This window comes from Noviherbaspirillum agri (assembly GCF_054780595.1).
Genome location: NZ_BAAGWA010000008.1, coordinates 114875 through 128861, shown reverse-complemented (window position 1 = coordinate 128861; position 13987 = coordinate 114875). Strand labels below are relative to the sequence as shown.

Sequence of the window (13987 nt, the reverse complement as noted above, 5' to 3'; positions counted from 1 at the left end):
TTTGTTCAACAGATTATGACATCGCCGCCTTGTGCATGAAGTGGACGACAGCCGGCCCAAAAAACAAAAACCGCCTTGTCGAACAAGCGAACAAGGCGGTTCTGCATACAGGGCCGCAGCCGGTGATCAGCCTTCGCCGAGATAAGCTGCCTTCACCTTCGGATCGTCCAGCATGTCTTTGGCGTTGCCGCTCATCGTGATCAGGCCGGAATCCATCACATAGCCGCGATGTGCCGCCTGCAGCGCCAGCTTGGCGTTCTGCTCGACAAGCAGGATCGTCACGCCTTGTGCGGACACGTTGCGCACGACTTCGAAGATCTTTTCCACCATGATCGGCGACAGGCCCATCGACGGCTCATCCAGCAGCAGCAGCTTCGGATGGCTCATCAGCGCGCGTGCCATGGCCAGCATCTGCTGTTCGCCACCGGACAAGGTGCCGGCAAGCTGCGCGGAGCGTTCCTTCAAACGCGGGAATACGCTAAACCACTTGTCGACATCCGCGTTGACGCCGCCCTTGTCGTTGCGGATGTATGCCCCCATCAAGAGGTTTTCCAGGATCGTCATGCGGGTAAAGACGCCGCGGCCTTCCGGCACCATCGCCAGATTGCGCTTGACCAGCTCGAACGAGTTGATGCTCCGGATGGATTGGCCGACGTACTGGATGTCGCCTTCCACCTTGCAGCCTGGCAGCGTGCTGGTGATCGCCTTGAGCGTCGTGGTCTTGCCCGCACCGTTGGCACCGATCAGCGTGACCAGCTCACCCTTGTTCACCTCGAGGTCGATACCCTTGACGGCCTGGATGCCGCCGTACGCGATTTTCAGGCCGCTAATCTTCAGAATGTTTTCGCTCATTAGTGGCCACCTCCCAAGTACGCCTCAATCACAGCCGGGTTGCTTTGCACTTCGGCCGGCACGCCTTCCGCAATCGGCTTGCCGTAGTCCAGAACCGTCAGGCGGTCGCACAGGCCCATCATCAGTTTCACGTCATGTTCGATCAGCAGGATGGTCTTGCCTTCCGCCTTGATCTTGACCAGCAGTTCGCGCAGGGCGAGCTTTTCGGTGGCATTCATGCCGGCTGCCGGCTCGTCGAGCGCCAGCAGTTGCGGCTCGGTCGCGAGCGCACGCGCGATCTCGAGGCGACGCTGGTCGCCGTAGGACAGGTGACGGGAGGTACGGTGCGCGAACTGTGCAATGCCGACGAAGTCGAGCAATTCCATCGCGCGGCGGCGGATTGCCGCCTCTTCCTCGCGCGCGGCCTTGTGGTGGAAAACCGCACCTAACACACCCTGCTTGGTACGCACATGGCGGCCGACCATCACATTCTCCAATGCAGACATCTCGCCGAACAGGCGGATGTTCTGGAAGGTACGGGCAATGCCTGCCTTCGCGACTTCATGCGGTGCAGACGGCGAATACGGTTTGCCCGCCAGTTCGAAGTTGCCGGTATCCGGCTGGTACAGCCCGGTGATGACGTTAAAGAACGTGGTCTTGCCGGCACCGTTCGGACCGATCAGGCCATAAATCTGGCCGCGCAGGATCTTGATGCTGACATCCGACAAAGCCTGCAGGCCGCCGAAGCGCTTGTTGACCCCTGAGATATTGAGAATGACTTGTTCGCTCATGGATTTTCCTTATGCAGCCAGCGCAGTGGGCTCTTTTTCATCGTGACGCTTCTTGGCGTTTGCATCCATCCGATCTTCATGCTTGGGCGACGGCCACAAGCCGGCAGGACGGTACAGCATGATCATCACCATCGCCAGGCCGTACAGCAATTGACGCAGGACTTCAGCATCGATCAGGACGGTACCGAACAGGCTGCGCTGCACTGGTTCAACCACATGACGCAGAACTTCCGGCAACGCTGCAAGAATGACGCCGCCAAGGATCACACCAGGAATATGGCCGATACCACCGAGTACCACCATGGCAAGGACAGCGATCGACTCCATCAGCGAGAACGACTCCGGCGAGACAAAGCCCTGGAACGATGCAAACATTGCACCGGCCACTCCGCCGAAAGATGCGCCCATGGCAAATGCAAGCAACTTGATGTTGCGCGTATTGATGCCCATTGCCTTTGCCGCGATTTCGTCTTCACGAATCGCTACCCAGGCACGACCGAGGCGGGAATGTTGCAGGCGTACGGAAATGACAATAATCGCGGCGCACAGTGACAGGAACAGGAAGTAGTAGGCATTCACCGAGGGCATCGAAAAACCCAGGAACTGCACGGTCGCATTCGAGCCCGGCTCACCGGCGAGTGATACGCCGAAGATCCGGATTGGATCGATCATGTTGATGCCTTGCGGGCCGTTGGTGATATTGACCGGCGCGTTCAGGTTGTTCATGAAGATGCGGATGATCTCGCCGAAGCCGAGCGTCACGATCGCCAGATAGTCACCACGCAGTTTAAGTGTCGGCGCGCCCAGCAATGCGCCAAAAAAGGCGGCTAGCGCAGCACCCAGCGGCACGATGAGCCAGACGGACAGGTGGATGCCGTCCCGCGCCGCTTCTTCTCCCACTATCCAGATGAGGGCTTCACCGACGGCCGGATAGGTGTTGACGAAGGACTCGAGGACCGCTGCAAATTGCGGCGACGCCAGCAGGCCAGCCATATAGGCACCGACAGCATAGAACGCGATATAGCCAAGGTCCAACAGACCGGCCATGCCGACCACGATGTTCAGGCCCAGCGCCAGCATGATGTACAGCAGCGCCAGATCCATGATGCGCACCCAGGAGTTGCCGTAATTGGATGCGATGAACGGGAAGGCGATCAGGATGATGCCGAGGATCGCAAAGCTGATGTAGGCCTTGCGCGGATTGTGTTTAACGTCGAATAGTGTAGACATGAAGCTCTCCTCTTCCGCTTAGGCACGATCCGCAACACGCTCACCCATGATGCCGGATGGACGCAGTGTGAGTACGATGATAAGCACGACAAATGCAAAAATGTCCTGGTAATGGCTGCCAAGGAAGCCGCCCGTCAGGTCGCCGATATAGCCGGCGCCAAGACTCTCAATGAGGCCGAGCAGAATGCCGCCGACCATCGCACCGTAAATATTGCCGATACCACCCAATACTGCGGCGGAGAACGCCTTCAGGCCGGGCACGAACCCCATCGCGAACTGCGCAGACGAGTAGTTTGCCCCCCACATTACGCCGGCCACTGCGGCAAGCGCAGCACCGATCGCAAAAGTCAGCACGATCACTTTGTTAGAGTCCACGCCCATCAGGCCGGCCACGCGCGGATTCTCTGCGGTGGCACGCATCGCGCGTCCCATCTTTGTTTTTTCAACCAGCAGGACCAAGGCGACCATCGCCAACGTGGCAAGCACCAGCAGCATGATCTGGGTCTGGGAAATCAGTGCGCCCATGAACTCGATCGGCTCCGTCGGCATCACTTGCGGGAAGGGAATCGGACTACGGCCCCAGATCATCATCGCAAAAGTCTGCAGCAGGATCGACACGCCGATCGCAGTAATCAACGGTGCCAGGCGCGGCGCATTGCGCAGGCGACGGTATGCGACACGCTCGATGATGATATTGACGAGCACGCACACCGGGATTGCGCCAAGAATGGCAATCGCGAGCTTGACGATGCCGGGAAGGTCGGGTGCGACGTTTTGCACGATCTTGAGGATGGTGACGCCGACCATGGCTCCGATCATCAGCACATCGCCATGGGCGAAGTTGATGAGATTCAGAACGCCGTACACCATCGTGTAGCCAAGCGCGACCAGCGCATACATGCTGCCCAGCACCAGTCCATTGATGATTTGTTGGATAAATGTATCCATATTTGCCTACTCTCTAAAAAGATCGTTCAAATCGTTTCACTACTTCGCTGCGATCTCTCATGTGCGACTGCAGCAAAATCAGTTCAGATAACAAAAACGGCACCCGGGTGCATTGCCACGGGGTGCCGTCTGACTTAAACGCTAGTTATCTGAAAAAACTGGGTGCTGCCATGCAAACTGCGGGGGCGAAAATGATGCACATGATCGTGTCTCCTGTTGCCGTTTTTGGTAAAAAACTTTTGTGTTGTTTGGTATTGCCTTTTGGGCCCCCGGAACCGCGCGGCATTATACCGAACCTGTTCCCTTATGAAACCATTTTGCGGTTGTGCACATGCAGATTTTCATGCCTGCATGGGGCGCCTTTCAGCCCTGCTACCTGCATTGCATACCCGATTTCCATGTCCGATTGCAGACCTGTGGAAACCACTTACCTGATTGGCAGTGAAACAATCGCTTTCACGGATGGAGCACGACTATTTACTTTATATTCAAAATAGAAAAAATCACTTGAATATTTTTCCGCTTTTTCGCCGCGAACCGCTGTGTCGATTGCCGTTCCGCACACAATCTTTGCAGGGTGCAATCATAACGATTTAAGCGAAAAACAATTAATGGAATATCGCAGCATGACCAGAATTAAATTCTGGATATTGCAGTTTTGCTTTGATCTTCAGGCTGTACGAGGCGCTAAGCCCTTCGGCATGGGGAATGTGACGTTTTCTTCAACGCCCGGCAACGGCCGCACGCTTCTTGCACCGAGCTCCTTGAGGCGGTCGATGACCGCTTGCACCAGCACTTCGGGTGCCGACGCTCCGGCGGTCACACCGATGCGCTCCTTGCCTACGAGCCATGCGGGATCGATCAGTGATGCGTTATCCACCATATAGGCGGTCGTGCCCTTCTTCTCGGCGACTTCGCGCAGGCGGTTGGAATTGGAGCTGTTCGGGCTGCCGACCACCACGACGAGGTCAACTTGCGGCGCCATGAACTTGACGGCTTCCTGGCGATTTGTCGTCGCGTAGCAGATATCACCCTTTTTCGGCTCTGAGATCTCGGGATACTTGCGCTTCAGTGCAGCGATGATATCGGCCGTATCGTCAACCGACAGCGTGGTCTGCGAGACATACGCAAGCATGTCCGGATTGCGAACTTGCAGTGCGTCGACATCCTCCACAGTCTCGACCAGGTACATGCCTTCATCCGACTGCCCCATCGTGCCTTCCACCTCCGGATGGCCCTGATGCCCGATCATGATGATCTCGCGTCCCTCGCGACGCATCTTGGCGACCTCGACGTGCACCTTGGTGACCAACGGGCATGTGGCATCGAAAACGCGCAAACCACGCGCCGCCGCCTCAGCTTGGACCGCCCTGGATACGCCATGTGCGGAGAAGATGACGGTATTACCCGCGGGCACGTCATCGAGCTCTTCGATGAATACGGCACCCTTGCTGCGCAAATCGTTCACAACGTAGGCGTTATGCACGATTTCGTGCCGAACATAGATTGGCGCGCCGAATTCCTCCAGTGCGCGCTCAACGATCTCGATCGCCCGATCCACACCGGCACAAAAACCGCGCGGTTGCGCGAGAAGAATTTCCTTGTCCATCCTTGATCCTTAATCGGCGAGCCGCAGCGTCAGAGAATACCGATGATCTTGACTTCGAACTTCACCTGCTGTCCGGCCAAGGGATGATTAAAGTCGAACAATGCGCTTTCAGTGTCGATTGCGCGCAGGATGCCCGCAAATCGACCGCCGCTGGGTGCCGCAAATTCGACCAGGTCGCCAATGACATATTCCTGCCCCTTCTTCGAATTCTGATCGAGCGTGGCACGCGAAACCCACTGCACCAGATCCGGATTGCGCGGACCGAAGGCCTGTTCGGGCTGGAGCTCAAAAGTTGTATGCGTACCTTCCGACAGCCCCATCAGGCAAGCCTCCAGTGACGGAGAAAGCTGACCGGTGCCAAGCTGAAGTGTGGCAGGTCCTTCCTGAAACGTGCTGACAATATCAGTGCCGTCCATCGCAGCGAGGCGGTAATGCAAAGTCAGGTAAGCCGAAGGAGTAACAACAGGTGCGGTGGAGGTCGACATGAGATTTCAGCGTAATGCTAAGAAAAGAAATAAGGCGATATTGTAAGTCACGTTGAAGACCGGAACGTGCATGTAATACGGGTGAAGCCACATGCCGGGCGACACCGCTTCATTACATTTATAACAATATTGTTCCTTTATAATTACCGCCCCAGCCCTTCCATCGCTCTTTCAACGACGCACATCCACCATATGGCAATCAATGAATGGCCCGAAGATCAACGACCGCGCGAGCGCCTCATCAAGCACGGCGCGCAGGTTCTGTCCGATGCCGAACTGTTAGCAGTCTTCCTGCGCGTTGGTGTCAGCGGAAAGAGTGCAGTCGACCTCGGTCGGGACATGATCGGCCATTTCGGTTCGCTTAACGGGCTGTTTTGCGCCTCCCTCTCGGAGTTCGCCAAGATCAATGGCTTGGGTCCGGCGAAGTATGCGCAATTGCAGGCCGTGATTGAACTGGCTCGGCGCTCTCTGTCGGAAGAACTGAAAGCCCGCGAGGCACTCAGCTCGCCGCTCGCGGTTAAGCAATATCTGCAATTGTTATTGGCGAAGAAACCGTATGAGTCTTTCGCCGTCCTGTTTCTCGACGTAAAAAACCGTCTGATCACCGCGGAAGAGCTCTTTCGCGGAACGCTGACGCACGCCAGCGTCTATCCACGTGAAGTGGTCAAAGCAGCGCTGGCCCATAACGCAGCGAGCATCATCCTTGCGCATAACCACCCGTCCGGCACGACGGAACCCAGCAACGCCGACCGGACACTTACCAGCGCACTGCAGCACGCACTGGCATTGGTGGACATCCGGGTTCTTGATCATTTCATCGTCGCGGGACGTGAAGTCTACTCATTTGCAGAGCACGGCGAACTGTAAACAGGGCGCATCGCAGATTGTTAAATCTAGACATATTTTGAAGACACACTAATTATTCGCAAGTCGTTGAAATGCTTGGCTTTTTTAGATATACTCTCGGTTTTTCCAAATTCCGAATCTTTTTAAGGAGTTAACCATGGCACGTGTTTGCCAAGTCACCGGGAAGGGGCCGATGGTCGGCAACAACGTTTCCCATGCCAACAACAAGACCAAGCGTCGCTTTTTGCCGAACCTGCAAAACCGCCGCATCTTCGTTGAATCCGAAAACCGCTGGGTCTCCCTGCGCATCTCCAACGCTGGCCTGCGCGTGATCGACAAGATCGGCATCGACGCAGTGCTCGCCGACATGCGCGCACGTGGCGAGAAAATCTAAGCGGAATCTTTTAGGAAAATATCATGGCGAAATCTAACCGCGACAAAATCAAGCTGGAATCGACCGCCGGTACCGGTCACTTCTACACCACCACGAAGAACAAGCGCACCATGCCGGAAAAAATGTCGATCATGAAGTTCGACCCGAAGGCACGCAAGCACGTGGAATACAAGGAAACGAAGATCAAGTAATGGTTTTCGCATTCTTTGCTTAGTGAAAAGCCGTTCCAACTGGAGCGGCTTTTTTTATTGTTCAACACTTAGCACATGTCAAAATCCATCATCATCGTCGAAGATGAAGTCGCGATCGCAGACAACCTGACGTATGCGCTGCGCACGGAAGGTTTCGTGCCGCACCATTTTCAGCTTGGCGAAGGCGCATTGAACGCACTGCGCACGCAAAGCATCACACCCGCACCGTCGCTGATGGTATTGGACGTCGGTCTGCCGGATATCAATGGCTTTGAAGTCTGTCGCCGAGCGCGTCAGTTTTCCGACTTGCCGATCATCTTTCTGACCGCGCGCAGCGATGAGATCGATCGTGTAGTGGGCCTCGAGATTGGTGCCGACGACTATGTGACCAAACCGTTTTCTCCGCGTGAGTTAGTGGCACGCATCCGGGTCATTCTGCGTCGCCTTCCTCCGGCGACGACGGACAAAGCCATAACCCAACCATGCTTTCAATTGCGTGCGCAGGAAGCCCGGATTCTGTTCGGTGGCCAAGCCCTGGATTTGACGCGTTACGAGTATCTTTTGTTGAAAACCCTGCTCGAACATCCGGGCCATGTACTGTCGCGCGCCCAACTGATGGACTATGTTTGGCATGACGCTCCGGATACACTGGAACGTACCGTCGATGCCCATATCAAGTCACTGCGGGCCAAGCTGCGCCTGATCGACGACAGCAGCGATCCAATCCAAACGCATCGCGGCATGGGCTACAGTATCTCCACCTCATGAAAATCGGCCTGCGTATCCTGCTGGGTTACTTCCTTGTGATCGGTCTTGCGGCGTGGTTCGTGCTGAATGTCTTCATGGAAGAGGTAAAGCCTGGCGTCCGCGCCACACAGGAAGACACGCTGGTCGCTACCGCGCAATTGCTGGCTGAATTGGTCGCCGACGACATGAATGCGGGGAGTTTAAAGGACTCCGCCCTGTTGCGGCGGATGCAAACATTTGCACAGCGCAACGTCCGTGCGACCATTAGCGGCATAGCGAAGGAAACTCTCGATTATCGCGTCTACATCACAGACAACCGCGGGATTGTGGTCTTCGACTCCACCGGCAAGGACGTCGGCAAGGATTATTCGCGATGGAACGATGTATACCTTACCTTGCGCGGCAAGTACGGTGCGCGCAGTACGCGGGACAATCCCGCCAACGATGCGTCCTCAGTCATGTATGTCGCCGCCCCGATTCTGGACGGGGACCACATCGTCGGTGTGCTGACCGTAGCCAAACCGAATGCTTCCGTTCAACCCTTTATCGAACGCAGTCAGGACAAAATCTTGCAGCGTAGCGCCATTCTCCTGGCCGGCTCGCTTCTGATAGGTTTGGCATTCACGTTCTGGCTGACGCGCGCACTGCACGCCTTGCAGCGGTATGCGGTCGACGTCGAATCAGGCAAGAAGGCAAGGCTGCCCCAGTTCGGCGACAACGAGATCGGCACCTTGAGCCGCGCCCTGGAAGCGATGCGGATCAAGCTCGAAGGAAAGGAATATGCCGAGGAATTGATGCATACACTGGCGCATGAAATGAAAAGCCCGATCGCCGCGATCCAGGGCTCCGCCGAACTGCTGCAGGAGGACATGCCATCGGCAGACCGCCAGCAATTCCTTGCCAACATCCTCGAGCAAAACCAACGGCAAAAGCGGCTCATTGACAGGTTGCTCGCCCTCGTCAAGCTAGAAAAGCAGCAGCAACTGACAAGCTCGGAATCCATCCATGCCGCCGCATTGATCGGCCAGGTGGAATCCGACTGCGCCACTAGACTTGCATCGCGCCGGATCAGACTCCACGTTCACTGCGAGAACATCACCATGCAAGGCGATATGCTGCTGCTCAGACAGGCGGTAGGCAACTTGGTGGACAATGCAATCGACTTCACTCCGGTTGGCGGCGAAATCGTCCTTGCCGCCGAACAGCGCGCTCACATAACATCAATCTCTGTCCTGGATAATGGTCCCGGCATGCCCGAATATGCGCTTGACAGGATATTCGACCGCTTCTATTCGCTGCCGCGCCCCGACGGCGTGAAGAGCACCGGGCTAGGCCTGCCCTTCGTGAAGGAAGTCGCATTACTGCATGGCGGCTCGGTCTCCGTAGTCAACCAGCCGAAAGGCGGCGCCCGCGCGTGCATTGAAATTCCGGTTCGCTGAATTCACACAGAACGCATCAAGGTTTCACAGTCGGTTTCTACACTGGCGGCTCCAAAACAAAGGGAGCCACCATGCAAAGAACCTTGCTTACCAAAACGCTGATAGTGATCGGGCTTACGCTCGTCATCTATCTACCGCTGCAAATGATCCAGTCCGTCATTTCGGAACGCATGCACTTTCGATACGAAGCCGTACGCAGCATTGCAACTGATTCGGTCAATGAGCAGAGTGTCATCGGCCCGATCCTGATCATTCCGTATACCGATGAGTTCGAGGAAACGGAAAGCACTCCAGACAAGCCGCCCAAAACGCGCATCATGCCGCACAAGCTGTCCAAGCGCCTGATTATTTACCCGAATGATCTGTCCATCAAAAGCAATATCAACACCGACCATCGTTACCGAGGCATTCACAAGGTACTGACCTATAGCGGGCAGCACACGATATCCGGAGACTTCACGTTGCCGGACCATACCGTACTGGCAGCGGAGAAACCGGAATCGAAACTGACCCTGGGCACACCGTATATTGCTTTGTCGATCGATGATGTAAGGGGCATTCGTAACATCCCGGCAATCACATCGAACGGCAAACAAACTGAGTTCCGCCAAGGCAGTCGCCTGAGCGCTTTCCCCAACGGCTTGCATGCACTCCTCGATCCGGTCGATCTGAAGCAACCGGCAACGGTCAAATTCTCATTTGAACTCGGCCTGGACGGCATCGAACGCATACGCTTTGCCCCGATTGGCAAGAACAATCGCGTCACCCTCACTTCAGAATGGCCGCATCCACAGTTCGGCGGGCGCTTCCTGCCGTCGCCAAAAAACAGGACGATAACCGCAAACGGATTCTCCGCGAGCTGGGACATATCGGCACTTGCGAGCAACGCACAACAGCAGCTGACAGCACTTGAAAACAGGCATCTTGAAAATGCAAGTTTGGCATCGCCGGAAGCGCTTGACTACTTCAGCGTCAGCTTCATCGAACCAGTCAACATCTATTCCCAGGCTGACCGTGCGATCAAGTATGGCCTGCTCTTCGTCACGCTGACGTTTGCTGCGTTCTTCCTGTTCGAACTCTTGAAACGCCTGCCGATTCATCCGGTGCAATACACGCTGGTCGGTCTGGCGCTCGCATTGTTCTTCCTGCTGCTGGTCAGTTTGTCCGAACACCTGAGCTTCATCATCGCGTATCTACTGGCCAGTGGAGCATGCATTCTCCTGCTCGGCTTCTATCTGACCTACGTCCTGAGAAGTTTCAAGCGCGGGCTCGGCTTCGGCTGCGCGCTCACCCTTTTGTATAGCGTGCTGTACGGCCTGCTGCGCTCCGAAAATAATGCGCTGGTGATGGGAAGCGTCCTCCTGTTCGCTGTGCTGTCGGCTGTCATGGTGGCGACCCGGAAGATCGACTGGTACCAGATCGGCAAATCCGAACCTCACTTGGAATGATGTCGCTGTCGGCGGACGCATAAACAAAAACGCGGCCGGGAAACCCGTGCCGCGTTTTGTTTCCTTTGCGCCGGCGATGATTGGTAAGGCCGGGCTGCCAGTCGTTAGGCATAGCTGCGCAAGCGCAGCGAAAACTCCTGCAGTGCCTTGATGCCCGATGTCTCTGCACGAGCACACCAGTCCTGCAATTGCTGCAGCAACTGTTCGCGGCTCGCGGTCGAGCGCTCCCAGATGGCACCAAGTTCGACGCGCATTTCATGCATGGTCTTCAGTGCCTTGCTATGCGCGAACAACTCCATCAGCTGCTGCCGTTGCGGCGCCTCGAGCTTTGCCGGTTCGCGCTGCAACAGCTTGCGAGACGACTTCAGGAATTGGGCTTCAAGCTTGGCCTTCCCTGCCAAATGCTCGATCTCGTCACGCCATGCGCGTTTGACCGACTTGGCGTACTTTGCCATTACGTCATAGCGGTTCGCAATCACTGACTGCAGCGTGTCGAAGTCCGCCACGCTCTTTTCGGGGTTGAACTTTGGCGCAGGCGCAACCTTCTTCACTTTCGCGAGACCGAGGATCTCCATGATGCGGATATAGCCCCAGCCGATATCGAACTCATACCACTTGGTTGAGAATTTGGCGGAGGTACCGAAAGTATGGTGATTATTGTGAAGCTCTTCGCCGCCGATCCAGATACCGATCGGGAAAACGTTAGTGGAAGCATCGGCGCAATCAAAGTTGCGATATCCCCAATAGTGGCCAATACCATTGATGATGCCGGCAGCGTGAATCGGAATCCAGAGCATTTGCACCGCCCACACCGTCAGCCCGATCACGCCAAACAGCAGCACGTTGATAATCAACATCAACGCAACACCCTGCCAACTATACCTGGTGTAGAGATTACGTTCGATCCAGTCATCCGGCGTGCCGTGCCCGTACTTCTGCATCGTCTCGCGATTCTTCGATTCGGCGCGATACAGCTCCGCCCCTTCAAGCAGCACCTTGCGTATGCCGCGGGTTACCGGGCTGTGCGGGTCTTCCTCGGTTTCACATTTTGCGTGGTGCTTGCGATGAATCGCAGCCCATTCCTTGGTTACCATGCCAGTCGTCAGCCAGAGCCAGAAGCGGAAGAAGTGGCTGGGAATCGCGTGCAGTTCGAGCGCACGGTGCGCCTGGCAGCGGTGCAGGAAAATCGTGACGCTGACGATCGTGATGTGCGTAACGATCAGCGTGTATGCAAGTACCTCCCAGCCGCTGGCGCCGGAAAGTCCATTGGATAAAAAGTTCAGTACAGTATCAAGCAAGGTGTTTTCAATCATTAATGCTCCGGAATTGGATGAACGGCAAAACGCCGCGCGTCAGACTCTTTCGGTCAACAGGCATAGCTAGAGGGCCTGCATTTTTTGCGCAGATTGTACGCGTTTTAGGCAGCTTCAGCTGAGCGTGGATTTTATGTTGCAAGAATGTCTTGCAGGATTGGAAAGTTCAAAAACCTGACTTCTCGCTGGAGACTGCGAACCTTGATTCGTCTTGCTGCAAATGCATTCCACATCGCCCGATTCATCTCGGACAAGCCATTTGAGCTTCCGTTCTCGGAACGCCGTTTTAGAAATCCATCGCCAGTTCAAAGCAGCCTGCATCAAAGCACGTCAGCAGCGCCCGCGAACTACCAGCAAGAATGCACTGTGTTGACCAATTGACTGCGTTAACAGCCGTACAAGCCAACAGAAGAAGGAAGACAAAGCCAAGGGCGATACGCCCAGTGGCTTATTTTTTACGCTCGAATACTGCAGCGAAGAAGCCATCCGTTTGATGGATGTGCGAAACCAGCTTCAGGTAATCCTGCATGTCGAGCGGGACTTTTTGCTCCGCTAGCACATCTTTCATCGGGACCAGGCAGAAATCCGGGTGCTTTTCCAGAAACTGCGTCGCTATCGCCTCGTTTTCCTCATCGAGCAAGCTGCAGGTTGCGTACACCAACCGTCCGCCCGGCTTCACCAGTCGTGCTGCACTGGCGAGGATCGCACTTTGCTTCTCATTCAGTTCAGTCACCGACGCCGGCGTCTGCCGCCACTTCATGTCGGGATTTCGACGCAACGTACCGAGACCGCTGCAAGGCGCATCGACCAGCACGCGATCAATCTTTGCGACCAGTCGTTTAACCTTCGCATCGTTTTCATGTGCGATGACGACGGGATGCACGTTTGACAATCCGCTACGTGCGATGCGCGGCTTGAGCTTGGAAAGGCGCTTCTCTGACACATCGAATGCATAGAGCCGGCCGGTATTGCGCATGGCTGCACCAAGAGCGAGCGTCTTTCCTCCGGCGCCAGCGCAGAAGTCCACCACCATTTCGCCGCGTTTCGCTCCCACGATCTGGGCGAGGAGCTGACTGCCCTCGTCCTGCACTTCGATGACGCCGTCCTTGAACAAAGGCAGGTTCTGCAGCGCAGGCTTCTTCTTCACCCGGATGCCAAGCGGCGCAAACGGCGTTGGTTCGCACTGTATCGGCGCCTTGGCCAGTTCGGCGATCACGTCGTCCCGCTTGGCCTTGAGCGCATTGACCCGCAAATCGAGCGGCGCCGGCTGGTTCAGCGCTCCGGCCAGCTGCAATGTTGCTGCCTCCCCGTCACGTGCGATCAGTTTTTCAAGCAGCCAGTCCGGGAAATTGGCGCGCAGTGCCAGCGGCAATGAGGAACGCTCAATTTGCGCGACGCGTTGCAGCCATTCGATTTCCTCCGGCGACAGTCCGCCGAGCGCATCGACGCCTACCGCATCTGCAAGGCCGAGCAGCGCCAGGCGGCGCATAGCCGATCCCGTGCCGGACTCGGAAAAACTGCCATACACCAGCTTGTTTCGCAAAACGGCGTAGACGCCTTCGGCGATGGCATTGCGTTCGCGCGAGCCCAGCTTGGGATGTTCGCGGAAATATCGGGAAACGATGACGTCAGCCGGACCGGTAAAGCGCAGCACTTCGCGCAGCACTTCTTCGATGTGAGTGACGACTGCGGGATGCAATCTCATGGGATTCTTT

14 protein-coding genes are annotated in these 13987 nt (G+C 56.1%); 6 read left to right on the top strand and 8 right to left on the bottom strand.

Translation table 11 applies throughout. The features are described 5' to 3' along the window. Positions 1-126 precede the first annotated feature (126 nt). The 6 genes from ACYVIA_RS15050 to ACYVIA_RS15025 all read right to left on the bottom strand — a co-directional run bounded on the left by ACYVIA_RS15050 (position 127) and on the right by ACYVIA_RS15025 (position 5894). Positions 127-852: an ABC transporter ATP-binding protein gene (locus ACYVIA_RS15050; RefSeq protein ID WP_460842135.1), complete on the bottom strand. Its 726-nt coding sequence runs from the start codon at positions 850-852 to the stop codon at positions 127-129. Beyond that, positions 852-1622 (bottom strand): ABC transporter ATP-binding protein, encoded by a 771-nt coding sequence (locus ACYVIA_RS15045; protein ID WP_460842132.1) that lies wholly within the window; start codon positions 1620-1622, stop codon positions 852-854. The genes ACYVIA_RS15050 and ACYVIA_RS15045 overlap by 1 nt, the downstream gene beginning before the upstream one ends. A gap of 9 nt (positions 1623-1631) precedes the next feature. Further along, positions 1632-2852 (bottom strand): ABC transporter permease subunit, encoded by a 1221-nt coding sequence (locus ACYVIA_RS15040; protein ID WP_460842130.1) that lies wholly within the window; start codon positions 2850-2852, stop codon positions 1632-1634. 18 nt (positions 2853-2870) lie between these two features. Then, positions 2871-3800, bottom strand: coding sequence for a branched-chain amino acid ABC transporter permease (locus ACYVIA_RS15035; protein WP_460842128.1), 930 nt, complete (start codon positions 3798-3800; stop codon positions 2871-2873). Positions 3801-4470: 670 nt separating this feature from the next. Beyond that, the gene (ispH, locus tag ACYVIA_RS15030; protein WP_460842126.1) at positions 4471-5409 is read right to left on the bottom strand and encodes a 4-hydroxy-3-methylbut-2-enyl diphosphate reductase; all 939 of its coding nucleotides are present in this window, start codon (positions 5407-5409) and stop codon (positions 4471-4473) included. Between the two features lie 29 nt (positions 5410-5438). Next, a complete protein-coding gene (locus ACYVIA_RS15025) occupies positions 5439-5894 on the bottom strand; it encodes an FKBP-type peptidyl-prolyl cis-trans isomerase (RefSeq protein WP_460842124.1) in 456 nt (151 codons plus the stop codon). 192 nt (positions 5895-6086) lie between these two features. On the opposite strand from ACYVIA_RS15025, the gene radC reads away from it, so the two are divergent. The 6 genes from radC (at position 6087) to creD (ending at position 10959) form a co-directional block, all read left to right on the top strand. After that, the gene (gene radC, locus ACYVIA_RS15020; RefSeq protein ID WP_460842251.1) at positions 6087-6761 is read left to right on the top strand and encodes a RadC family protein; all 675 of its coding nucleotides are present in this window, start codon (positions 6087-6089) and stop codon (positions 6759-6761) included. A 136-nt stretch (positions 6762-6897) separates the two neighbouring features. Then, the gene (gene rpmB, locus ACYVIA_RS15015; RefSeq protein WP_324898181.1) at positions 6898-7134 is read left to right on the top strand and encodes a 50S ribosomal protein L28; all 237 of its coding nucleotides are present in this window, start codon (positions 6898-6900) and stop codon (positions 7132-7134) included. 23 nt (positions 7135-7157) lie between these two features. Next, entirely contained in the window at positions 7158-7325 is a 168-nt protein-coding gene (gene rpmG / locus ACYVIA_RS15010; protein ID WP_088708878.1) for a 50S ribosomal protein L33, read from the top strand. A gap of 75 nt (positions 7326-7400) precedes the next feature. Continuing rightward, positions 7401-8093, top strand: coding sequence for a two-component system response regulator CreB (creB, locus tag ACYVIA_RS15005; protein ID WP_460842121.1), 693 nt, complete (start codon positions 7401-7403; stop codon positions 8091-8093). Continuing rightward, positions 8090-9511 carry a two-component system sensor histidine kinase CreC gene (creC, locus tag ACYVIA_RS15000; RefSeq protein WP_460842120.1) on the top strand — a complete coding sequence of 474 codons (1422 nt, stop codon included), beginning with the start codon at positions 8090-8092 and terminating at the stop codon, positions 9509-9511. Before creB ends, creC begins: the two co-directional genes overlap by 4 nt. A 71-nt stretch (positions 9512-9582) precedes the next feature. Further along, on the top strand, positions 9583-10959 hold the full coding sequence (creD, locus tag ACYVIA_RS14995; RefSeq protein WP_460842118.1) for a cell envelope integrity protein CreD: 1377 nt from the start codon (positions 9583-9585) through the stop codon (positions 10957-10959). A 104-nt stretch (positions 10960-11063) separates the two neighbouring features. Here the strand turns inward: creD and ACYVIA_RS14990 are convergent, their stop codons facing one another. Both ACYVIA_RS14990 and ACYVIA_RS14985 read right to left on the bottom strand, forming a co-directional pair. Continuing rightward, positions 11064-12272 (bottom strand): DesA family fatty acid desaturase, encoded by a 1209-nt coding sequence (locus ACYVIA_RS14990; protein WP_460842116.1) that lies wholly within the window; start codon positions 12270-12272, stop codon positions 11064-11066. A gap of 448 nt (positions 12273-12720) precedes the next feature. Next, positions 12721-13977, bottom strand: a complete 1257-nt coding sequence (locus ACYVIA_RS14985; RefSeq protein ID WP_460842114.1) for an RsmB/NOP family class I SAM-dependent RNA methyltransferase — start codon at positions 13975-13977, stop codon at positions 12721-12723. Positions 13978-13987: the final 10 nt, after the last annotated feature.

Excerpts from the sequence above, each read along its gene's own strand:
- ACYVIA_RS15035 (WP_460842128.1), bottom strand. The coding sequence starts at position 3,800 with ATGGATACATTTATCCAACAAATCATCAATGGACTGGTGCTGGGCAGC.
- creB (WP_460842121.1), top strand. The coding sequence starts at position 7,401 with ATGTCAAAATCCATCATCATCGTCGAAGATGAAGTCGCGATCGCAGAC.
- creD (WP_460842118.1), top strand. The coding sequence starts at position 9,583 with ATGCAAAGAACCTTGCTTACCAAAACGCTGATAGTGATCGGGCTTACG.
- creC (WP_460842120.1), top strand. The coding sequence starts at position 8,090 with ATGAAAATCGGCCTGCGTATCCTGCTGGGTTACTTCCTTGTGATCGGT.
- ispH (WP_460842126.1), bottom strand. The coding sequence starts at position 5,409 with ATGGACAAGGAAATTCTTCTCGCGCAACCGCGCGGTTTTTGTGCCGGT.
- rpmB (WP_324898181.1), top strand. The coding sequence starts at position 6,898 with ATGGCACGTGTTTGCCAAGTCACCGGGAAGGGGCCGATGGTCGGCAAC.
- ACYVIA_RS14990 (WP_460842116.1), bottom strand. The coding sequence starts at position 12,272 with ATGATTGAAAACACCTTGCTTGATACTGTACTGAACTTTTTATCCAAT.
- ACYVIA_RS15040 (WP_460842130.1), bottom strand. The coding sequence starts at position 2,852 with ATGTCTACACTATTCGACGTTAAACACAATCCGCGCAAGGCCTACATC.
- ACYVIA_RS15025 (WP_460842124.1), bottom strand. The coding sequence starts at position 5,894 with ATGTCGACCTCCACCGCACCTGTTGTTACTCCTTCGGCTTACCTGACT.
- ACYVIA_RS15045 (WP_460842132.1), bottom strand. The coding sequence starts at position 1,622 with ATGAGCGAACAAGTCATTCTCAATATCTCAGGGGTCAACAAGCGCTTC.
- radC (WP_460842251.1), top strand. The coding sequence starts at position 6,087 with ATGGCAATCAATGAATGGCCCGAAGATCAACGACCGCGCGAGCGCCTC.
- rpmG (WP_088708878.1), top strand. The coding sequence starts at position 7,158 with ATGGCGAAATCTAACCGCGACAAAATCAAGCTGGAATCGACCGCCGGT.
- ACYVIA_RS15050 (WP_460842135.1), bottom strand. The coding sequence starts at position 852 with ATGAGCGAAAACATTCTGAAGATTAGCGGCCTGAAAATCGCGTACGGC.
- ACYVIA_RS14985 (WP_460842114.1), bottom strand. The coding sequence starts at position 13,977 with ATGAGATTGCATCCCGCAGTCGTCACTCACATCGAAGAAGTGCTGCGC.